Origin of the sequence: Methylobacterium sp. Leaf125, from assembly GCF_001423085.1 — a bacterium.
GTDB lineage: Bacteria > Pseudomonadota > Alphaproteobacteria > Rhizobiales > Beijerinckiaceae > Methylobacterium.
Genome location: NZ_LMNU01000001.1, coordinates 340,839 through 361,437, shown reverse-complemented (window position 1 = coordinate 361,437; position 20,599 = coordinate 340,839). Strand labels below are relative to the sequence as shown.

Below are 20,599 nucleotides of genomic sequence, written 5' to 3'. Positions count from 1 at the left end.
CGTTCGGCCACCGGACCATGCGCCCTCCTAAGACCGCGTCAAGGCGCAGCCGGCATCGGTCCCGCGGTCAGTTGCCGGATGATCGCCGCCACCTCGGCCTCGGCATGGGCGAAACCCAGGCTGGTATCGAGGACGAAATCGGCGCGGGCCCGCTTCTCGGCATCGGGCAGTTGCTTGGCACGGATCGCCTCGAAGGTCGCCGCATCCATGCCGGGCCGGGCGAGGACCCGGGCGCGCTGCACCTCGGGCGGGGCGGTGACCACCAGGACCCGATCGCAGCGGGCCTCGGCGCCGGTCTCGAACAGGAGCGGGATGTCGAGGAGCACGAGGGGCGCCCCGGCCTGGCGGGCGAGGAAGTCCCGGGCCGCCGCCTGGGCCAGGGGATGGACCAGGGCCTCGAGGGCGGCGAGGCGCTCGGGCCCGCCGATCACCGTCTCCCGCAGGCGCGTCCGGTCGACGGCGCCGTCGGGGTCCAGGGTTCCGGGGAAGGCCGCGCCGATGGCGGCCGCCGCCGCACCCCCGGCGCCGTAGAGGGCATGCACGGCCGCGTCCGCGTCGTGGACCGGCACCCCGTGGCGCGCGAACATCGCCGCGGTGGCGGACTTGCCCATGCCGATCGAGCCGGTGAGCCCGAGGATGACCGGCCGGGTCATGCGGGCGCCAGGTCCGCGACGATCCGGGCGCGCAGGGCCGGCGTCACGCGCGGCGTCGTGCGGAACCAGCGGGCGAAGCCCGGCACCGCCTGGTGCAGCAGCATGCCGAGGCCGTCGACGGCGGGCAGCCCTCGCGCCCGCGCCGCCGCGAGGAGGGGCGTCTCCAGGGGCGCGTAGACGATGTCGGCCACCGCCGCGTCCTCGGGCAGGGGCAGGAGGTCGAGGGCGAGGGGTGGGTGGCCGACCATGCCGAGGGAGGTGGTGTTCACGAGGAGCCCCGTCCGCGCCAGGACGTCCGGCAGGTCGGGCCAGGCCACGGCCTCGACCCGGGCGGGATCGAGCGCCACCAGGGCCTCGGCTCGGGCCAGCGTCCGGTTCGCGACCCGGATCCGGGACAGGCCCCGCTCCAGCAGGCCGACGACGATGGCCCGGGCGGCCCCGCCGGCCCCGAGCACCAGAGCGGTGCCGGCGCCGCGCCCGGTCCAGCCGAGGCCGAGGCTCTGGTCGAGATGGGCGATGAAGCCCGGGGCATCGGTGTTGTCGCCGCAGAGGCGCGCGGACCCGTCGAAGAACAGCGTGTTGACCGCCCCGATCCGCTCCGCGCGCGGCGTCAGGGATTCGACCAGCCCGAACGCCGCCTCCTTGTGCGGAATGGTGACGTTGCCGCCGGCGAAGCCGTTCGCGCGCAGCCCGGCGAGGAAGGCCGGAAAGGCCTCCGGCGCCACGTCGATGCGCTCGTAGCGGCCGTCGATGCCGTGCTCGGCGAGCCAATGGCCGTGAATCAAGGGCGAGCGCGAATGCGCGATGGGATGTCCGACGACGAAGGCCCGGATCATACGGTGCAGTCTCCGGCAAGCGCACAGGCGGGGCCGCCCGCCTCCTCGATCTGCAGGGTGGCGTGGCCGATGCCGAAGCGGGCCTTCAGCTCGGCGGCCGTGGCGATGAGGAAGCCGTTGCCCGGATGCCCCTCCGCCATGACGAGATGCGCCGTCAAGGCGATGTCGGTGGTGCTCATCGGCCAGATGTGGAGGTCGTGCAGATCCGCCACGCCGGAGCGGCCGCGCAGGTAGGCGCCCACCGCCGTCGGGTCGATGCCGGGGGGCACGGCCGAGAGGGCCATCACCACGCTGTCGCGCAGGAGGCCCCAGGTCGCCCAGATGATGAGCCCGGCGATGACGAGGCTGACCAGGGGGTCGATCCAGGCCGCCCCCGTCAGCACGATGATGAGGCCGGTCACCACCACGCCGGCCGAGACGGCGGCATCGGCCAGCATGTGCAGGTAGGCGCCGCGGATGTTGATGTCGTGGCTGCCCGAGGCGAAGAGCCAGGCGGTGACGCCGTTGATGAGGATGCCGAGGCCCGCCACCATCATCACGGTCATGCCCGCCACCGGCTGGGGCTCGGGAGCGATCAGGCGGGCGACCGCCTCCCAGGCGATGGCGCCGGTGGCCACCAGCAGGAACACCGCGTTGAACAGGGCCGCGAGGATCGAGGAGCCGCGCAGGCCGTAGGTGAAGCGGGCGGTGGGCGCACGCTTGACCAGCACCGAGGCGATCCAGGCGACGAGGAGCCCGAGGACGTCCGAGAGGTTGTGGCCGGCATCCGCCACCAGGGCCATCGACTCGCTGGCGAAGCCGTAGATCGTCTCGATGACCACGAAGGCGATGTTCAGGCCGATGCCGATGGCGAAGGCGCGCCCGAAGGTCGCCGGCGCGTGAGAATGGCCGCCCCCGTGGGAATGACCACCGCCATGCGAATGGCCGTGCCCGGCAGAGGCAGGGTTGGGAGCGTGGGCATGCCCGTGCTCGGCGTGATCGTGGTCGTGATGATCGTGCATGTGGTCAGCCATCGATCCCGCTTTCCGTCGCGCCTTGGGCCGTACCGGTCAGCCCCCGCGGCCGGCCCCGGCTCCCGGGTTCACCGCATCCCGGCATCCTGTGATCCCGGGACACCGGGCAAACGCCCTCACCCGAAACTCGGCTTCACCGCCGCCAGGATCACGATCAGGATCATGAGGAGCGTCGGCACCTCGTTGAGGACGCGGTAGAACTTGTGCCCGCGGGTGTTCCGGTCGGCGGCGAAGTCCTTGACCATCCGGGCGAGCCAGCCGTGGATACCGCTCATGGCGAGGACCAGGACGAACTTCGCCTGGAGCCAGCCGGCGGCGTAGTAGCCGCTCATCCAGGCCAGGATCAGTCCGAAGATCCAGGTGGCGATCATGGCCGGGGTCATGATTGCCTTCAGCAGGCGCCGCTCCATGACCTTGAAGGTCTCGGACTGGGCCGCCGCGTGCGGCCCCGGCACCAGGGAGGCGTGATAGACGAACAGGCGCGGCAGGTAGAGCATCGCCGCCATCCAGGAGATGAGCGCGACGAGGTGCCCGGCCTTGAGCCAGGGATAGAGGCTGTCCATCGCCGCCTCAGCCCCGCAGTCGGGCGAGCATGCGCTCGACATGGGCGATCGGCGTCTGCGGGGTGATGCCGTGGCCGAGGTTGAAGATATGCGGCAGGCCCTCGGTGGCGGCCAGCACCCCGTCCACCGCCGCGTCGAGGGCCGTGCCCCCCTCGATCAGGGTCTCCGGATGGATATTGCCCTGCGTCACGGTCGTGGCGGGCACCCGGTCGCGCAGGGCCTTCAGGTCCACCGACCAGTCGACGCCGACCGCGTCGGCGGCGGTCTCGGGCACCACCCGGGCATGGCCGTCGAGGCCGGAGCCGCGGGCGAACACGATGATCTTCGCGCCCGGTACCCGGGCACGGACGCCGGCGATCATCCGGGCGATGGGCTGGAGCGACCAGCGGGTCAGGGCGTCGCGGTCGTTCGACCCGGCCGAGGCGCTCTCGGGCAGCGCGCTCTCGGCGACCTCGTTGACGGTCTCCTCGCCGACGGTCTCGCCAGGGTTTTCGCCGGCGCCGCGCGCGTCGGGGAGCGCACCGGCGTGGGATTCGAAGATCTGCACGGCATCCGCCCCGGCCTCGAGCTGGCGCACCAGGTACTCGGTCTGCACGGTGACGAGGCGGTCGATCAGCGCCTCCACCAGGGCGGTGTCGTGCCGGGCGAGCGCCCGGGCCGGCGCGAGGTCCGGCGTGCCGCGGCCGCCGATCATGTAGCTCGCCACCGTCCAGGGGGCGCCGCAGAAGCCCAGCAGCGTGGTCTCGTGGGGCAGCTGCGCGCGCAGGCGCCGGACCGTCTCGAAGACGGGCTCGAGATGGGTGAAGATCGCCGGGTCGCCGGCCTCGCGCAGGCGCTCGAACTCGGCCCGGCCGGCCATGGCGTCGAGGCGGGGGCCCTCGCCCTCGACGAAGCGGACGTTCTGGCCGAGGGCGTCCGGGATCACCAGGATGTCGGAGAACAGGATCGAGGCCTCGAAGCCGAAGCGCCGGATCGGCTGCAGCGTCACCTCGGTGGCGAAGTCGGGATTGTAGCAGAGGTCGAGGAAGGAGCCGGCCCGGGCCCGGACCTCCCGGTATTCCGGCAGGTAGCGCCCGGCCTGGCGCATCATCCAGGCGGGCGGGCGGGACTGCGCCTCGCCCGCGAGAACCCGCAGGACCGTCCGATCCCCTGAAAGACGGTCCCCTGCAACTGCCTGGCTCATCCGATCTCCGACGTCCCGCTCCCCGATGGCCGGTATGTAGCACCGAAGCGTCGGATGTCCCCCTCTCGAAAACCCGTGCTCTCGAAAACCTCTGTTCGCCTGCGGGTGCCGGAGGGGGGCTCACGCCGTCATCCCCACACCGGTCTTCTAAAAGGAAAGAGAGATTCTAGGACTCTGTTTTTTCTTTTAGAGGGGCGGATGGCGGGAGCGAAAAACCGTCCACAGGGCGTCCCCGCGGCCGCGGCGTTAATCAGGCTTTAACGGATTGGGTCCAATGTCTCGGATAGGTGATGGCCGACAGTGCCTTGCCCCTGCCCGGCGGATCCCGATCGGGCCTCGGTCCCGGATTCTCCCAAAACCGTGCGGGAATCGCGCCGGTGTGATCGCGTGTTGACGCCGGAGTCGACAAGCCGGCCGGGCCTCCCGCTGGACCGCCCGGGCAAGCCGGCTTATCCACCCTTATCGACTCCCCTGACCGAGCCCGGTGGACAAGACCCTGCGGCGCGCCCTCAGGGATCCTCTCCGCCGGGCCGGAGGAGACTGCCCCTCGATGAGCCGTAGCTATTTCCACCTGCACCTCGTGTCGGATTCCACCGGCGAGACGCTGATCAACGTGGGCCGCGCGGCCGCCGCCCAGTACGAGGGGGTCTCGGCGATCGAGCACGTCTATCCGCTGGTGCGCTCCGCCCCGCAGCTCGAGCGGGTGATCTCCGAGATCGAGGCCGCGCCGGGGCTCGTGCTCTACACCCTGGTGGGCCACGACCTCACCGAGCGGCTGGAGGCGGCCTGCCGCGAGACCGGCTCGCCCTGCCTCTCGGTGCTGCAGCCGGTGCACGCCCTGCTGCAATCCTATCTCGGGGCGGATTCGACGGCCCGGCCCGGCGCGCAGCACATGCTCAACGCCGAGTACTTCAAGCGCATCGACGCGATGAACTTCACCCTGGCCCACGACGACGGCAACCTGCCGCTCGACGTGAACGAGGCCGACGTGATCCTCGTGGGCGTCAGCCGCACCTCGAAGACCCCCACCGCGATCTACCTCGCCAATCGCGGGCTGAAGACCGCGAACTTCCCCCTGGTGCCGGGCATGCCCTTGCCCGAGAGCCTGGAGACGGCGCGAAAGCCGCTCCTGGTCGGGCTCCTCGCCAGCCCGGAGCGCATCGTCCAGATCCGCCAGAACCGGCTCCTCAGCCTGAAGGCCGACGATTCCTCCCTCTACGTCGACCGCGGCGCCGTGGCCGACGAGATCGCCGCCTGCCGGCGGCTCTGCGCCAAGCACCGCTGGCCGACCATCGACGTGACCCGGCGCTCGATCGAGGAGACGGCGGCCGCCATCCTCGACCTGCACCGCGAGCACCGCCTGAAGTTCATCGCCTCGTGAGCGCGCCGAGCCAGCCGACGGTCGCCTCGCCCTGGCGCGGGGGCCTGCCCCTCCTCCTCGCCTCCACCAGCGCGACGCGGCGTGCGCTCCTCGAGAGCGCGGGCCTCGGGGTCGACACCGAGAGTCCCGGAGTCGACGAGCGCGCCGTGGAGGCGGCCTGCGCCGGTCTGCCGCCGGAGGCCCTGGCCCGGCGGCTCGCCGAGGCCAAGGCGGGAGCCGTGGCGGCCCGCCGGCCCGGGCGCGTGGTCGTCGGCGCCGACCAGGTCCTGGCCTGCGACGGCATCCTGTTCCACAAGCCGGCGGACCTCGCCGCCGCCCGCGCGCAGATCGGCGATCTCGCGGGCCGGACCCACGCGCTGCACGCGGCGGTGGCGCTCGCCGTCGACGGCGCCGTGGTCGAGAGCTTCGTCGAGACCGCGCACCTGACCATGCGGCCCCTCGATGCCGCGGCGATCGCGGCCTATGTCGATCTCGCCGGGCCCGACCGGGTCTGCTCCAGCGTCGGCGGCTACCAGCTGGAAGGCCTCGGCATCCACCTGTTCGCGACGGTCGCGGGCGACCACTCCACCATCCTCGGTTTGCCGCTGCTGCCGCTCCTGGCACGGCTGCGGGCGCGGGGCTGGCTCAGCTTCTGACGTTTCTCCGACCGCGCGAGGCCTGCTCCATGGTGACGATTCTCCGCCCGCTGCTCGGCGGCCTGCTCCTCGTCCTCGCGGCCGGCTCGGCCGAGGCCGCGAGCTTCTCCTGCGAGAAGGCGGAGTCCGCCGACGAGAAGGCGATCTGCGCCCACCTGCCCCTCAACGACCGCGACGTGGAGATGGCGACCCGCTTCGAGATCCTGCGGGCGATGCTGCCCATGGGCGGCAATGCCAAGCTGCGCGAGGACCAGGAAGCCTGGCTCACCGAGCGCCGCGCCTGCGGCGCCGACGTGGACTGTCTGAAGCAATCCTACTAGGGCCGGCTGAAGGTCCTGCGGGCCGTGTTCTCGGAATTCGCCAAGCAGGGTCCGCTCTGAAGGCACGACACCCCCCCGGCCCTCAGCCGAGCTGCCAGTCGATCGGGGCGACGCCGTGGGCCGACAGCCAGGCATTGGCGGCGTCGAACGGGCGCGAGCCGGGAAAATCCCGCGCACGGTTGAGCGGCGAGGGATGGCCGCATGCGACGATGCCGTGGCGGCCGGCCTCCACCAGGGCGGCGCGCGCCCGCGCCTGGGCGCCCCAGAGCAGGAACACTGCCGGCTCCGGGCGGGCCGAGACCGCCGAGACCGCCTGGTCGGTCAGGGCCGACCAGCCGTAGCGCAGGTGCGCACCGGCCTTGCCGGCCTCCACCGTGAGGGCGGCGTTGAGGAGGAGCACGCCCTGCCGGGCCCAGGGGGTGAGGTCGCCCGTCCGGGGCTTGGCCGGCGGGGCGCCCGGTTCGGCGAGCTCGGCCAGGATCACCTTGAGCGAGGCCGGCAGCCGCCGCGGGCCGACATAGGAGAAGGCCAGGCCGTTGGCGTCGCCCGGCGTCGGATAGGGGTCCTGCCCCAGGATGACGACCTTCACCCGGTCGAGGGGCGTGAGCGCGAGGGCGTTGAAGATGTTCTCGGGCGCCGGCAGCACGGTGGCACCGGCGGCGATGCGGGCATCGACCCGGGCGGCCACCGCGTCGGCGGCGCCATCGTGAAAGAACGGCAGGGCGAGCCAGGGCGAGCCCGAACTCCGGAAGCGGGCGAGGGCGTCGGCGACGGGCGTCTCGGACATCAGCGAACCAGGATACGGCCCTCCGCGGGGGCGGGGAGCGGGGCGTTGGCGCGGATATAGGCCATCACGGCATTGGCCACGAGCTGTCCGTCCGTCCGGCCGATCAGGGTCCGGCCCCGGGCGAGGTCACCGTAGCCGTTGCCGCCGTCGTACAGGAAGTTGTTCGACGCGACCGTGTAGGTCGCGTCCGGGTCGACGGGGCTGCCCGCCGCGGTCAGCGACACGATCCGCTTGCCCACCGGCGCGGCGGGATCGACGCTGACGACGAGGCCGGACACGTGCGGGAAGCGCCCCGCCGGCCGGCCCCAATCCGCCAGCGCCCCTTCGAGGAGGGTGCGGAGGCGCCCGCCCGTCAGCGGAACCAGCACGATGGTGTTGCCGAAGGGCAGTTCGCTGAGGATGTCCCGGCGGGTCAGGGTCGCGCCGGCCGGATAGAGCCGGTTGCCCCGGATGCCGCCGCCGTTGGTGATCGCGACCTGCGCCCCGGTGGCGGCCCGCAGGGCGACCGCCACGAGGCTGCCGAAGCTCGCCTCGCGGGCCCGCACCGCGGCGATGCGGCTGTCGAGGGGGGCACGGGTCGCGCCCACCGGCACGTCGAGTTCCCGCGACAGCGCGCCCTGAAGGCGCTGCACCTCCGCCAGGGTCTCGGGATCGGGGGTGACCTGGGCCGAGTCGTGGATGCGGAAGCTCGGGCGCCAGTCCACGCGCCGATCCCGGCCCGTGCCGGTCACCGTCGCCGTCACGTCGATGGCGGTGACGTAATGGGCGTCGAAGCTCGATTCCGCCATCACGGTCTGGCCGTCGTAGCGCACCACGAGGTCGTGGTCGTGGCCCGAGAGCAGGATGTCGACGAGGCGGGCGGCCACGATGGCGTCGTCGGTGGCGCGGGCCGTGTGGCAGACGCCCACCACGAGGTCGACGCCCTCCGTTCGCAGGGCCTGGACCTCGCGGGCCAGGGTCTCGATCTCGGGGGCGAAGCGCAGGTCGCCCGCCTGCGATTTCTCCGGCGTGCTCGCCAGTGCGATGCCCACCACGCCGACCCGGATGCCCCCGAGGGTGACCAGCATTCGGTCGCGCAGGCCCGCCAGCGGCCGGCCGGCCCCGTCGCGCAGGTTGGCGGCCAGGACGGGAAAGCTCGCCTCGCCCATGCGTTCGGCGAAGGTGGCGGGACCGAAATCGAACTCGTGATTGCCCGGTACGAACACGTCGGGCGGCGCGCGGTTGAGGAGCTCGACGATGTGGGCGCCGCGGTCGAAGCCCGACAGCAGCGAGGGCGACAGGGTGTCGCCCGCATGGGCGTAGAGCATCGGCACGCCCCGCGCCCGCTCGGCCTTCACGATGGCGGCGAGGCGCGCGAAGCCGCCCCGGCCGTCGACCTCGGCCATCTGGTAGAGGTCGTTGACGAGGAGCAGGGTGAAGGTGGGGTCAGGCGCCGCCGCGGGCGCGGCCCCGGCCGGGCCGCCCAGACCGACGGCGAGACCCGCCCCGAGGCCGAGGGTCTGGCGGCGATTCGGAATGGTCCTGTGGGGGTTCGTCACGGCGGCGTCTCGGGCATCGGGCGGGCGGCCGGATGCCGCTGCCCGATCCCGCGTTCTAGGACGCCGTTCACGAAGGGGCTACGACGGCCGGCAAGCGGCGCGCGGCCGCCTCAGCGCGACACGAAGGTGTCGCGCACCGCCTTGGCGTTGCGGCGGACCATCGGCCAGAGCCAGGCGCCGGAGGCCAGGAAGACGGCGGGCGGCATCGGCTTCAGGTCCACGGCCAGGCGCTCGGCGAGGCCGGGATTGGCCAGGGTCACGGGCGGGGCATCGGTCTTGGCATAGACCACCGCGGTGTTCTCGCGCGGGTAGTCCGGATGCGGCACGAGGCCGGCCCGGCGGGCGGTGAGATCGAAGGTCTCGCGCACGAAGCCGTGGACATGGGCGAAGTGGAAGCGCTCGTGCGCGGGTTTGCCCGTGGTGGCCATGTCGGGCACGGCGGCGAAGAGCACGCCGTCCGGCTTCAGCCAGCGCGACAGGCGCTCCATGACATCGGCGGGGTCGCGCAGGTGTTCCAGCACGTGCCGGGTGGTGATGACGTCGAAATGCGCCTCCGGGAAGCGCTCGTCCCCGGCATCGTCCAGCACCTCGACGCCGTGATGGGTGCGGGCGTAGTTGGCGTAGTCCCGACCCGGCTCGATGCCGATCGCCTCGCAGCCCTTGGCGCGCGCCTCGGCCAGGAACTCGCCCGATCCCGAGCCGAAATCCAGGACCCGGGCCCCCGGCTTCAGCTTGGGCGCCAGGAGGCCGGCGCGGAAGGCCGCCTCGCGGGCCGAGCGCTTGAGGTGGACCCGCGGCGGGCCGCCCGCGAAGGCGAGCTGATAATCGGCCCGGTAGGCGCTGGCGTAGTAGTCCGCCAGCTCGGCCGGCGTCGGCATCGGGTCGGTGCGGATCAGGCCGCACTGGCGGCAGGCGATGGATTTCAGGGTCTTCAGCCGGCGGTCGCTCTCGGCCACCACCACGGACTCCGCCGATCCGCAGAGATTGCAGGCGGTCGGCCCCCCCGTATAGGGATAACCCGTGAAGGGCATGAAGTGGTTGAGGAAGTACCGGGGAGACGGCATGTCGCGCCTTCATCCATCGTGTGATCGCTGGAAGGCTCCGTGCTCTAGATAGATATCCCCAACGACACAACCTTTGTGAACCCGCCGCTCTCAAGCGCTCACCTCCAGGGCGATACGGAAACCCGATGAACGAACGCGTCGCACCGCCGCTCCCGCAGGACGGACTGTCGCTCCCGACCCAGACGGGCGCGCCCGGAAGCGCTCCCAACACGGCTCCGGGAGCCGCTCCCGGACCCGGACCCGGACCTGGCAGCCTGCCCGCCGAACATCCGCCGGTGCGCTGGGGCCGGGTTGGCGTCCTCCTGATGAATCTCGGGACGCCGGAAGGCACGAGCTACTGGCCGATGCGCCGCTACCTCAAGGAATTCCTCTCCGATCGCCGGGTGATCGAGGTGCCGCGCCTGATCTGGTGGCCGCTCCTCAACCTGATCATCCTGACGAAGCGCCCGGGGCCGAAGGGCCGCGACTATGCCAGCGTCTGGAACAACGAGCGCGACGAGGGCCCCCTGAAGACGATCACCCGCGGCCAGGCCGAGCGCCTGCAGGCGGCCATGGGGGATTCGGTCGTGGTCGACTGGGCGATGCGCTACGGCAAGCCGGAGGTTTCCGTGCGGATCCAGGCCCTGCTCGACCAGGGCTGCGACCGCATCCTGCTGGTGCCGCTCTATCCGCAATACGCGGCCGCGACCTCGGCCACGGCCTGCGACCAGGCCTTCAAGGCCCTGATGCAGATGCGCTGGCAGCCGACGGTGCGCGTCTCGCCGCCCTATCACGACGACCCCGTCTACATCGACGCGATGGCGACCTCGATCCGGGAAGGCCTGGCCAAGCTCGACTTCGAGCCCGAGGTGATCCTGACCTCGTTCCACGGGGTGCCCAAGAGCTACCTCCTCAAGGGCGACCCCTATCATTGCCAGTGCGTGAAGACCGGACGCCTGATCCGCGAGGCGCTGGGCTTCTCGCCGGAGAAGATGCGCACCACCTTCCAGTCACGCTTCGGCAACGAGGAATGGCTGCGGCCCTACACCGACGAGACGGTGCAGACCCTCGCCAAGAGCGGCGTCAAGCGCATGGCGATCGTGGCGCCCGGCTTCACCGCCGACTGCCTCGAGACCCTGGAGGAGCTCGACGGCGAGAACCGCCACTACTTCGAGGACAATGGCGGCGAGCAGTTCGCCTACATCCCCTGCCTGAACGACAGCGACCTCGGCATGACGGTGATCGAGACCGTGGTCCGGCGCGAATTGCAGGGCTGGGTCTAGGGTTCCGGGCCGGACGGCGTCGCCGGAAGCCATCGCCAGGTGAAAGCCATCGCCAAGTGCAGGCCCGGTTGCTACTAGAGCCCGCGACGAGGCGGCAGGCGAGACGATGACGAGACCGGAGGCAGGCGGGGGCACCGCGGGCGAACAATCGCAGGAGCATCTGCGCCTGCTCGCTCATTTCCAGGAGGCCGGCTACGGCGCCGTGACGCCGCCGGTGCTCCAGCCGGTGGAGCCGTTCCTCGAACTGTCCGGCGAGGACATCCGCCGGCGCATCTTCGTGACGCAGGATGCCGCGGGCAGCGAACTCTGCCTGCGCCCGGAATTCACGATTCCGGTTTGCCGCCACCACCTCGCGCATGCCCCGAAGTTTTCCGCTCCCCAGGACCCGCAGGGGGCCGACTACAGCTATCTCGGACCGGTCTTCCGGCTCGCCGGCGACGAGCCGGACGAGTTCCTCCAGGCCGGCATCGAGTCGGTCGGGCGCACCGACACGCCGGCCGCCGACGCGGAGGTGATCGGCCTCGCCCTGGAGGGCCTCGCCCTGCTCGGGCGCAGCGACGTCGCCGTCCGCCTCGGCGACATGGGCCTCGTCGACGCCCTGCTCGATGCCTTGAGCGTGCCCCCCACCGCCAAGCGCCGCACCCTGCGGGCGCTGGCCGCCGGCCGGTCCCTCGACGCGGTCACCAACGGCCTGCGCACGGAAGACCCCCATGCGGGGCTCCTCGCCGCGATCCAGGGCCAGGATCCGAAGGGGGTTCGCGCCTTCGTGGAGGATGTGCTGTCGATCGCCGGCATCTCGCGGGTCGGCGGCCGCAGCGCCGGCGAGATCGCGGAGCGCTTCCTCGCCAAGGCGTCCGCGCAGGCGAGCGGCGGCTCCGGGCTCAACCCCGAGAACCGCGCCCTCATCGATCGGTATCGCGCCATCGAGGGTGATCCCGACAGCGCCGCCGCCGCGGTGCGGGCCCTGGTGCAGGAGGCCGGCCTCGACCATCCGCCTCTCGATGCGGCCCTCGACCTGTTCGAGGAGCGCACCGGCTTCATGGCCGCCCGCGGCCTGGCCGTGGAGCGCTTCCGCTTCTCGGGCGGCTTCGCCCGCAACCTCGACTACTACACCGGCTTCATCTTCGAGGGCACGGCGCCCGATGCGCCCAAGCTGCCCCTGGTGGGCGGCGGCCGCTACGACGGCCTGCTCCAGCACCTCGGGAGCCCCGTCCCCGTGCCCGCCGTCGGTTGCGCCGTCTGGCTCTCGCGGGTCGTCGCGGACGCCCCCACCGAGAAGGACGCGACCGTTGGCTGAACCGGATTCCCTCGTCCTCGCGGTTCCCTCCAAGGGCCGGCTGCAGGAGAACGCCGCCGCCTTCTTCGCCCGGGCCGGCCTCAAGCTCGCCCAGAACACCGGCGCGCGGGACTACCGCGGAAAGCTCGTGGGCGTGCCCGGCGTCGAGGTGCGGTACCTCTCGGCTTCCGAGATCGCGGCCCAGCTCGCCAGCGGGGCGGCCCATCTCGGCATCACCGGCGAGGACCTGATCCGCGAGTCGCTGCCCGACGCCCGCGGCCAGGTCGAACTCCTGACGCCCCTCGGCTTCGGCCAGGCCACCGTGGTGGTCGCCGTGCCCCAGGCCTGGATCGACGTCCGCGCCATGAGCGACCTCGACGAGGTCGCCGCCGAGATGCGGGTCCGCCACGGCAAGCGCCTGCGCATCGCCACGAAGTACATCAACCTCACGCGCCGCTTCTTCGCCGAGCACGGCGTGGCGGATTACCGCATCGTCGAGAGCCTGGGCGCCACCGAGGGGGCGCCGGCGGCGGGTTCGGCCGAGATCATCGTCGACATCACCACCACGGGAGCGACGCTGGCGGCCAACGCCCTGAAGATCCTGGAGGACGGGATCATCTTGCGCTCGGAAGCGAACCTCGTCGCCGCCCTGAACGCCCCCTGGGGCGAGCCCCAGCGCCGGGCCCTGCGCGCCGTCCTCGGCCGCATCCAGGCGGAGGAGCGCGCCCGCACCACCCGCGAGGTCCGCGCCGCTATGCCGGACGACGGCGACATCGACCTGGCCGGCATCGCCGCCCTGCACGACGCGGCCCTGCCCTACGGCGCACCCGAGGGGCGCGGCGAGATGGTGCTGCACTGCCCCGTCGACGCGGTGTTCGACCTCGCCGACGCCCTGGTGAAGGCCGGAGCGGGCGCCGTGAACGTGCGCAAGATCGACTACGCCTTCACGCCGGACAACCCGCTGATGGACCGGCTGCTCGGCCGGCTCGGCTAAGGCGGGCGCTTAGGCAGGTGTTTGGGCAGGTGTTCGGGCGGGCGTTTGACGCGCCGCGCCCGGGGCCTATCTCAGCGCGCAAGCGGAGCGTGAAGCCTCCGCGCCTGAGGAAACCCCCCGCATGTTCGCTCGCCTTCCGCTGGCCGCCGGCCTCGTTACCTGCCTCGCGCTGCCGCTCGCCGCGCAGGCCCAGATCCGCAACGCGCCCTCGCCGCGGGCCCTGGAATTCGCCGCCTACATCTTCGCGGCCGCCAATGTCTGCGGCTACCGCATCGGCACGGAGGAGTTCGACGCCCTCCTCGAGAAGCAGAACGTGCGTGCCGCGGACGTCAGCCCGCGGGGCCCGTTCGGCGGGCGGGTGCAGACCATGTTTGCCCTGATGTCGAACCAGATGCAGCTCAACCGCGAGAAGGCCTGCATCGCGGTCGCGGGGGAGTACGGCCCCGAGGGCAACGTCAGCAAGAACGTCCTCCTGCCCGCCGAAGCGCCTGCCGCCGGCGCCCCGCAGAGCGAGATCAAGCCTGGCGAAACCAAGTCTGGCGAAATCAAGCCCGGTGAAACCAAGCCGAGCGACGTCAAGCCGGCGCAGTAAGTGCCCGCCGGCCGGGCGGCGAGCGCCGTCCGGCCCGGGTGACCGATCCGGAATAAGGTGTGAGGCCGGGGTGCCGGATCGCATGATCCCAGCACAGCCCCGTCCCGCATTCGCGTTTTGGACCCGAATCCCCTATATCGGACCCATTCCAAGTCCGAAGGTTCATCCAGATCATGGCGACGGCGTCGTTCGACACCGCCCGGCGCGACGCGAGCGCCGTTCCCGCAATCGAGAAGCTGCCCGAGTTCGAGCCCCAGGCCGGCAGCCCGGCACTGCCGCCCGGGCGCGCGTCCCTGGTGGGGCTCACCCGTGAGCAGCTGAAGGCCCGGCTGGGCGCCATCGGCGTCTCCGAGCGCGAGCAGCGCATGCGCTCCGGCCAGATCTGGCACTGGCTCAACGTGCGCGGCGCCAAGGCCTTCGACGAGATGACCAATGTCGGCAAGGGCCTGAAGACCCAGCTCGCCGACGCCTACACCCTCGACCGGCCCGAGGTGGTCACCGAGCAGGTCTCCCGCGACGGCACCCGCAAGTGGCTGATGCGCATGGCCCCCACGGGCAAGCACGACCACAACCGCGGCGCCGAGATCGAGTGCGTCTACATCCCGGGGCGCGGCCGCGGCACCCTCTGCGTCTCGAGCCAGGTCGGCTGCACCCTGACCTGCTCGTTCTGCCACACCGGCACGCAGCGCCTGGTGCGCAACCTGACGGCGGCCGAGATCACCGCGCAGCTCGTCGTGGCCCGCGACCACCTCAACGACTGGGCCGGCCAGAACCCGACCGCCCCGGGTGCGGACGAGAGCCGGCGCAAGGTCACCAACATCGTCTTCATGGGCATGGGCGAGCCCCTCTACAATCTCGACAACGTGGTCGACGCCGTCGGCGTCATGGCCGACCAGGAGGGCCTCGGCCTCTCCCGTCGGCGCATCACCGTCTCGACCTCCGGCGTCGTGCCGCAGATGCAGCGCCTCGGCGACGAGGCCCACGCCATGCTGGCGATCTCGCTGCACGCGGTGCGCGACGACATCCGCGACACCCTCGTGCCCCTGAACCGCAAGTACCCCCTGGCCGAGCTGCTGGCCGCCTGCCGCTCCTATCCCGGCCTGAACAACGCCCGCCGCATCACCTTCGAATACGTGATGCTGAAGGGCGTGAACGACAGCGACGCCGACGCGCGCGAGCTGGTGCGCCTGCTCAAGGGCATTCCGGCCAAGATCAACCTGATCCCGTTCAATCCCTGGCCGGGCAGCGTCTACGAATGCTCCGACTGGGAGCGGATCGAACGGTTCTCGGAAATCATTTACGAAGCCGGCTACGCCTCACCCGTGCGCACCCCGCGCGGCCGCGATATCCTGGCCGCCTGCGGCCAGCTGAAGAGCGAGACCGAGAAGCTGCGCGCCCGGGCCCGGATGATGCTGGAGGACGGCATCGGCGCCGAGGGCGTCTATGCGGGTGCCGACGACGGCGACGAAGACTGACGGGTGCGTCTCCTCGGCGACCTGTTCATCGCCAGCCTCGCCCTGATTCTGGCGATTCCCTGCGGGGCGGCCGTCCTGGCCCTCGGCGCGATGCTCGACCCGGCCACCAGCGAGACCCTGTCCCGCCTCGGCCTCGTCGGGCTGTTCTCCGGGTTGACCGATCTCGCGTCCGGGATCGGTCCCGAGACCCTGCTGTTCGCCCTGGCCGCCATCGCCCGCGCGCTGTTCGTGCTCCTGGTGGTGCCGCCGGTCCTGGTGGCCGTCCTCGGGGCGGTCCTGAACTGGCGCGCCGCCACTGGGTACGGCGCCGGTACCGGCCTGCTCACCGCCTCCGTGCCCTGGCTCGCCCGCGGCCTGTCGCGCAGCGGGGCAAGCGGCGAGGCCCTGGCGCTGGAGGGCCGCATCACCGCGGTGCTGTTCCTCACCGGCGCGGCGTCGGGCCTCGTCTACTGGTTGATCGCGGGGCGCCATCACGGCGCGCCCGCCCTCCCGCCCCGCGACAACGGACGCGCCTGACATGCGGCTGACCCCCTCGCGCATCGCCCTGGTTTTGGCCGGCAGCGTCTTGGCCGGCACGGTCCTGGTCGCCACGGGGCCGGGTCTCGCGCAAGGGGGGGGCGGCCCCGTACCGGCCCTGCCGGAGCCGCCGCCGATCCAGTCCGACGATGCGCGCCTGCTGCCGGTGCTCGGCGCCCACGGCATGGTCGCCTCGCAGGAGGCCCGCGCCACCCGCGTCGGCGTCGCGATCCTGCGGGCGGGCGGCAACGCCATCGACGCCGCCGTAGCGGTCGGTTTCGCCCTCGCCGTGACCCTGCCGCGGGCCGGCAACCTCGGCGGCGGCGGCTTCATGATGATCCACCGGGCGGAGGGCGACGAGACCATCGCCCTCGATTACCGCGAGACCGCCCCGGCCGCCGCCCGCTCCGACATGTTCCTCGACCCCCGGGGCGAGCCCGACCGCGCTGCCTCGACCCGGACCGGCAAGGCGGTGGGCGTGCCCGGCACCGTGCGGGGGCTGGCCGAGGCGCACCGCCTCTACGGCTCGGGCCGCTTCAGCCTGGCCGACCTGATCGCCCCGGCCGAGACGCTCGCCCGCGAGGGCATCCCGGTGGAGGCGGGCCTCGCGGACTCGCTGCCCCGCGCCGCCGGCCTGCTCGGCCGCTGGCCCTCCTCGCGCAAGATCTTCTTTGCCGGCGACAGACCCCTGGAGCGCGGTGAACGGCTGGTTCAGACCGATCTCGCCGACACCCTCGCGGCCATCGCCAAATCCGGCCCCGACGCCTTCCACACCGGGCCCATCGCCGAGCGCATCGCCGCCGCCGTGCGGGGCGCGGGCGGCGTGATGACGGCCGAGGACCTGGCCGCCTACCGCCCCGTGCTGCGGGAGCCCGTGCGCGGCACCTACCGGGGCTACGCCATCGCGTCGATGCCCCCGCCGAGCTCCGGCGGCATCCACCTCATCGAGATCCTGAACGTGCTGGAGGGCTTCGACCTCGCCCGCATGGGAGCCGGCAGCGCCGATGCCCTCCACATCCTGGCCGAGGCGATGAAGCCGGCCTACGCCGACCGGGCGACTTGGCTCGGCGACCCCGCCCGCACGCAGGTGCCGGTGGAGGGCCTGATCGCCAAACCCTACGCGGCCACCGTGCGGGCCGGGATCGATCCCGCCCGCGCTCGCCCCGCCGCCGCGGTCAAGGCGGGCGATCCCCTCCCCTTCGAGTCCGACCAGACCACGCATTTCTCCGTCGTGGACGCTGCCGGCAACGCCGTCTCGAACACCACCACCCTGAACTTCTCCTACGGGCTCGGCCTCGTGGCGGAGGGCACCGGCGTGCTCCTGAACAACGAGATGGACGATTTCTCCGCCAAGCCCGGTGCCCTCAACGCTTACGGTCTCGTCGGCAGCGTCGCCAACGCGGTCTCCCCCGGGGCCAGGCCGCTCTCGTCGATGACCCCCGCCTTCGTCTTCCGCGACGGCCGGCTCGTCCTGGTGACGGGCAGCCCCGGCGGCAGCCGCATCATCTCGACGGTGCTGCAGGTCATCGTCAACGTGCTCGATTTCCGGATGAACCTCGCCGAGGCCGTGGCCGCGCCCCGCATCCACCACCAGTGGCAGCCGGACGTGCTGATGGCCGAGGAGGGCCTCTCCCCCGACACCCTGGCCCTGCTCAGGGCCCGCGGCCACACGGTCCGGGTCGGGGCGACCTCCGGCTCTGCCAACTCGGTGCAGGTCGGCGACGGGCTGCTGGCGGGCGCCGCCGATCCGCGCCAGCGCGGCACCCTGGCGGAGGGCGACTGAGGGGGCGGATAATCCCGCCCTTGGATGGTCTGGGACGAGATCGCACGCTACACGGGAGCTGGGCCGCGCCCTGTCCCGGGCTGTCTCATCCAGGTTCCCGATGCTCCTCGTCCGCTCCCTCGCGTTCAACCTCGCCTTCTACGTCGCCACCACCCTCATCGCGATCGGTGGGCTGCCGACCCTCGTCTCCCGGCGGGGGGTGATCCGGCTGGCTCAGCTCTGGGGTCGGGTCACCCTGTGGCTCCTGCGGGTGGTGGGCGGCATCACGGTGGAGTTCCGGGGCGTCGAGAACATCCCGCCCGGCCCTCTCCTGGTGGCGGCCAAGCACCAGTCGGCCCTGGAGACCCTGGCCCTCGTCACGGCCTTTCCGGACTTCGCCTACATCCTCAAGCGCGAGCTGCTCTGGATCCCGCTGATCGGGTGGTTCCTCTCGCGCTCCGGCATGGTCGCCATCGACCGCAGCAAGGGCGCCCGGGCGATGGTCGCCATGAACGAGGCCGCCGCCCAGGCCATCCGGGACGAGCGCCAGCTCATCATCTTCCCCGAGGGCACCCGCCGCCCGCCCGGCGCGCCCCCCGCCTACAAGCTCGGCATCACCCACCTGTACGCCGCCCTCGGCGTGCCCTGCCTGCCGGTCGCCCTCAACACCGGCCTGCACTGGCCCCGCCGCCGCCTGATCCGCCGGCCCGGCACCTCGGTGATCGAGTTCCTGTCCCCGATCCCGCCCGGCCTGGACCGGGCGCGTTTCCTGGAGCTGGTCCAGGGCCGGATCGAGACCGCCTCCGACGCGCTGCTGGCCGCCGGCCGGAGCGAACTCGCGGCGGCGGGGCACCCGGTTCCGGAAGCCCTCCCGGCGTCTCCGGCCAAGGCTCCTCGGAACGGATCGCCCGTCGCCTGAAGGGGGTCCCCGGGGCCGTTTCGGCCCTGTGCACGACTTGTGGATAACTCCCGTCATCCCCATCTCATTGGAGGCCGAGGCGTCGTCCTTGACGCCAACGAACCGTTAAGATTAATGTGGAACAAATGGCGAACAAGAGAGCCCTGTCCTGGTCGGCCGCACTGCGCGACCTGAAGGACGATCGAGCCCGGAGACAGGAAGTGCGCGAGGAACGCCTGAGGACGACGGCCGGTCTGCGGGGGACCCCCGCCCTGGTGCTGAGCGCCTGGCGCGGCCGGTCCGGCCGCCGCTACGTGGTCGGCATCCACGAGCTGGCCGAGCCCGAGCTCGACGACATGGGCGAGGCCGTGGTGATGGCCGTGCGCCGCGACGCCTCGGGTGTCGGCGAACTGGTCTCGGTCGCCTCCGCCGGGCAGAGCCCGCGGGAACGCCTGCATCGGAACTGGATCGCCCGGGCCCGGCACAAGGGCGCGACCGAGATGCACGTCCACCGGCTGGCCGAGGACGAGGCCGAGCGCGAGGCTATCGTGGCCGATCTCGGCAGCGAGCAGAAGGCCGACGCCGCGAACTGATCGCGGCGGAGCGCTCGCTCCGCTGACTTCACGGCTTCGCGTTTTGCGGCGCCATGGCGGCCCTGCCATGCTTTCGCCGCCGAGACCCTGCCAAGCCTTGCACCCGGGCTGCCCCGACGAGGGCCGCAGGCCCGTGACGCGAGCGCAGGATACCGACACGCGATGGCGCAGAGCCCGACTCCGACCCGTCCCCACTCGCGCAAGGGGCTGTTCGTTCCCTACATTCTCCTCGCCGTCCTCGTGATCGCCTGGTCGCTCGGATGGTTCTACATCCGCCACCGGGCCGCCTCCGAGATGGATGGCTGGATCGCCCAGGAAGCGGCCGCGGGCCGGACCTGGACCTGCGCCGACCGCAGCATCACCGGCTACCCGTTCCGCATCGAGCTGCGCTGCGCCTCCCTGGCCTTCAGCCGCTCCGACAGCCGCTTCACCCTCGGCCCGGTCACGGCCGTGACCCAGGTCTACCAGCCCCGTCGAGGCATCCTCGAAGTCGGGGGCCCGTTCCACGTCGAGCAGGGCGACCTCACGGCGGACGCGACCTGGACCTCCCTGGAGGGCAGCTTCCACGGCGCGTCCGACGGCTTCGTGCGCGCCTCCGTGGTGGCCGACGGCGCCAAGGGCGTGGTGCGCGGCGCTGGCCCCGAGCCGATCGCGTTCGAGACCCAGCACTTCGAGCTCCACGCCCGTCCGACCCCGGGACGCTTCGAATCGGAGGGGGCCATCGACACCAGCCTGCGGGTGAACCGCATCCGCCTGCCCCTGGTCGACGCCGCCCTCGGCAATGCCGATCCGGCCGATCTCGCCCTCGACGCCACCGTGAGCCGCGCCACCAGCCTCGACACCGGCACCGTGGCGAAGGAGCTGGAGGACTGGCGCCAGGCCGGCGGCGGCCTCGACATCGCGCTCCTCTCCCTCGCCAAGGGCGAGCGCCGGCTCCAGGCGAAGGGCCGCCTCGATCTCGACACCGCGCATCGGCTCCAGGGCCAGCTCGATCTGCGTGCGGCCGGCGTCGAGGCGCTGGTCGGCCAGGTCATGGGCCAGCGCTTCGGGGCCGAGAAGGGCGCGCTGATCGGCAGCCTCGTCGGCCAGCTCCTCGGTCGCCGCAGCCAGGCCAGTGCCGAAGCGGGCGTCGCGGCCCCGGCCGACGATGCCCTCAAGCCCCTGCCGCCCCTGCGCCTCGCCGAGGGCCGCCTGACGCTCGGGCCGTTTCCGATCCCCAACGTGCAGCTGCCGCCGCTCTACTGAGCGGCCGCCCGCG

General features: G+C 72.1%; 21 protein-coding genes. 13 read left to right on the top strand and 8 right to left on the bottom strand.

The window, feature by feature from the left end; all coding sequences use genetic code 11:
* Positions 1–38: 38 nt before the first annotated feature.
* From coaE to ASF58_RS01605, 5 genes are all read right to left on the bottom strand, one after another.
* Complete coding sequence (gene coaE / locus ASF58_RS01625; protein ID WP_055946593.1) at positions 39–653, bottom strand: dephospho-CoA kinase; 615 nt, start codon at positions 651–653, stop codon at positions 39–41.
* Positions 650–1,489, bottom strand: coding sequence for a shikimate dehydrogenase (locus ASF58_RS01620; protein ID WP_055946590.1), 840 nt, complete (start codon positions 1,487–1,489; stop codon positions 650–652). Before ASF58_RS01620 ends, coaE begins: the two co-directional genes overlap by 4 nt.
* Positions 1,486–2,502 (bottom strand): cation diffusion facilitator family transporter, encoded by a 1,017-nt coding sequence (locus ASF58_RS01615; protein WP_055946587.1) that lies wholly within the window; start codon positions 2,500–2,502, stop codon positions 1,486–1,488. The genes ASF58_RS01620 and ASF58_RS01615 overlap by 4 nt, the downstream gene beginning before the upstream one ends.
* A 116-nt stretch (positions 2,503–2,618) precedes the next feature.
* On the bottom strand, positions 2,619–3,065 hold the full coding sequence (gene hemJ / locus ASF58_RS01610; RefSeq protein ID WP_055946584.1) for a protoporphyrinogen oxidase HemJ: 447 nt from the start codon (positions 3,063–3,065) through the stop codon (positions 2,619–2,621).
* Positions 3,066–3,072: 7 nt separating this feature from the next.
* Positions 3,073–4,248: a uroporphyrinogen decarboxylase gene (locus ASF58_RS01605; RefSeq protein WP_055946581.1), complete on the bottom strand. Its 1,176-nt coding sequence runs from the start codon at positions 4,246–4,248 to the stop codon at positions 3,073–3,075.
* Positions 4,249–4,798: 550 nt separating this feature from the next.
* On the opposite strand from ASF58_RS01605, the gene ASF58_RS01600 reads away from it, so the two are divergent.
* The 3 genes from ASF58_RS01600 to ASF58_RS01590 are packed head-to-tail and all read left to right on the top strand — an operon-like array spanning position 4,799 to position 6,584.
* The gene (locus ASF58_RS01600) at positions 4,799–5,629 is read left to right on the top strand and encodes a pyruvate, water dikinase regulatory protein (RefSeq protein ID WP_055946578.1); all 831 of its coding nucleotides are present in this window, start codon (positions 4,799–4,801) and stop codon (positions 5,627–5,629) included.
* The gene (locus ASF58_RS01595) at positions 5,626–6,264 is read left to right on the top strand and encodes a Maf family protein (protein WP_055946575.1); all 639 of its coding nucleotides are present in this window, start codon (positions 5,626–5,628) and stop codon (positions 6,262–6,264) included. Before ASF58_RS01600 ends, ASF58_RS01595 begins: the two co-directional genes overlap by 4 nt.
* Before the next feature lie 29 nt (positions 6,265–6,293).
* Positions 6,294–6,584, top strand: a complete 291-nt coding sequence (locus ASF58_RS01590) for a lysozyme inhibitor LprI family protein (RefSeq protein WP_055946572.1) — start codon at positions 6,294–6,296, stop codon at positions 6,582–6,584.
* A gap of 82 nt (positions 6,585–6,666) precedes the next feature.
* Here ASF58_RS01590 and ASF58_RS01585 read toward each other — a convergent pair whose 3' ends face one another.
* The 3 genes from ASF58_RS01585 to ASF58_RS01575 all read right to left on the bottom strand — a co-directional run bounded on the left by ASF58_RS01585 (position 6,667) and on the right by ASF58_RS01575 (position 9,973).
* Positions 6,667–7,371: a uracil-DNA glycosylase gene (locus ASF58_RS01585; RefSeq protein WP_055946569.1), complete on the bottom strand. Its 705-nt coding sequence runs from the start codon at positions 7,369–7,371 to the stop codon at positions 6,667–6,669.
* Entirely contained in the window at positions 7,371–8,909 is a 1,539-nt protein-coding gene (locus ASF58_RS01580) for a bifunctional UDP-sugar hydrolase/5'-nucleotidase (RefSeq protein WP_244477154.1), read from the bottom strand. Before ASF58_RS01580 ends, ASF58_RS01585 begins: the two co-directional genes overlap by 1 nt.
* A gap of 110 nt (positions 8,910–9,019) precedes the next feature.
* Entirely contained in the window at positions 9,020–9,973 is a 954-nt protein-coding gene (locus tag ASF58_RS01575) for a class I SAM-dependent methyltransferase (RefSeq protein WP_055946566.1), read from the bottom strand.
* Positions 9,974–10,098: 125 nt separating this feature from the next.
* Here ASF58_RS01575 and hemH point away from each other — a divergent pair, with 125 nt between their 5' ends.
* The 10 genes from hemH to ASF58_RS01525 all read left to right on the top strand — a co-directional run bounded on the left by hemH (position 10,099) and on the right by ASF58_RS01525 (position 20,586).
* A complete protein-coding gene (gene hemH / locus ASF58_RS01570; protein ID WP_244477153.1) occupies positions 10,099–11,235 on the top strand; it encodes a ferrochelatase in 1,137 nt (378 codons plus the stop codon).
* Between the two features lie 106 nt (positions 11,236–11,341).
* Complete coding sequence (locus ASF58_RS01565; RefSeq protein ID WP_055946563.1) at positions 11,342–12,532, top strand: ATP phosphoribosyltransferase regulatory subunit; 1,191 nt, start codon at positions 11,342–11,344, stop codon at positions 12,530–12,532.
* Positions 12,525–13,505 carry an ATP phosphoribosyltransferase gene (gene hisG / locus ASF58_RS01560; protein ID WP_055946560.1) on the top strand — a complete coding sequence of 327 codons (981 nt, stop codon included), beginning with the start codon at positions 12,525–12,527 and terminating at the stop codon, positions 13,503–13,505. Before ASF58_RS01565 ends, hisG begins: the two co-directional genes overlap by 8 nt.
* 121 nt (positions 13,506–13,626) lie before the next feature.
* A complete protein-coding gene (locus ASF58_RS26930) occupies positions 13,627–14,097 on the top strand; it encodes a hypothetical protein (RefSeq protein WP_244477152.1) in 471 nt (156 codons plus the stop codon).
* 173 nt (positions 14,098–14,270) lie between these two features.
* The gene (rlmN, locus tag ASF58_RS01550; protein WP_055946557.1) at positions 14,271–15,572 is read left to right on the top strand and encodes a 23S rRNA (adenine(2503)-C(2))-methyltransferase RlmN; all 1,302 of its coding nucleotides are present in this window, start codon (positions 14,271–14,273) and stop codon (positions 15,570–15,572) included.
* A 3-nt stretch (positions 15,573–15,575) separates the two neighbouring features.
* The gene (locus ASF58_RS01545; RefSeq protein WP_055946553.1) at positions 15,576–16,088 is read left to right on the top strand and encodes a hypothetical protein; all 513 of its coding nucleotides are present in this window, start codon (positions 15,576–15,578) and stop codon (positions 16,086–16,088) included.
* Position 16,089: 1 nt separating this feature from the next.
* The gene (gene ggt / locus ASF58_RS01540; protein WP_055946552.1) at positions 16,090–17,871 is read left to right on the top strand and encodes a gamma-glutamyltransferase; all 1,782 of its coding nucleotides are present in this window, start codon (positions 16,090–16,092) and stop codon (positions 17,869–17,871) included.
* Between the two features lie 100 nt (positions 17,872–17,971).
* Positions 17,972–18,769, top strand: coding sequence for a lysophospholipid acyltransferase family protein (locus ASF58_RS01535; RefSeq protein ID WP_055946549.1), 798 nt, complete (start codon positions 17,972–17,974; stop codon positions 18,767–18,769).
* Between the two features lie 125 nt (positions 18,770–18,894).
* Positions 18,895–19,341 (top strand): hypothetical protein, encoded by a 447-nt coding sequence (locus tag ASF58_RS01530; RefSeq protein ID WP_055946546.1) that lies wholly within the window; start codon positions 18,895–18,897, stop codon positions 19,339–19,341.
* Positions 19,342–19,503: 162 nt separating this feature from the next.
* Positions 19,504–20,586 (top strand): DUF2125 domain-containing protein, encoded by a 1,083-nt coding sequence (locus ASF58_RS01525; RefSeq protein WP_055946541.1) that lies wholly within the window; start codon positions 19,504–19,506, stop codon positions 20,584–20,586.
* The last annotated feature ends 13 nt before the right edge of the window (positions 20,587–20,599 follow it).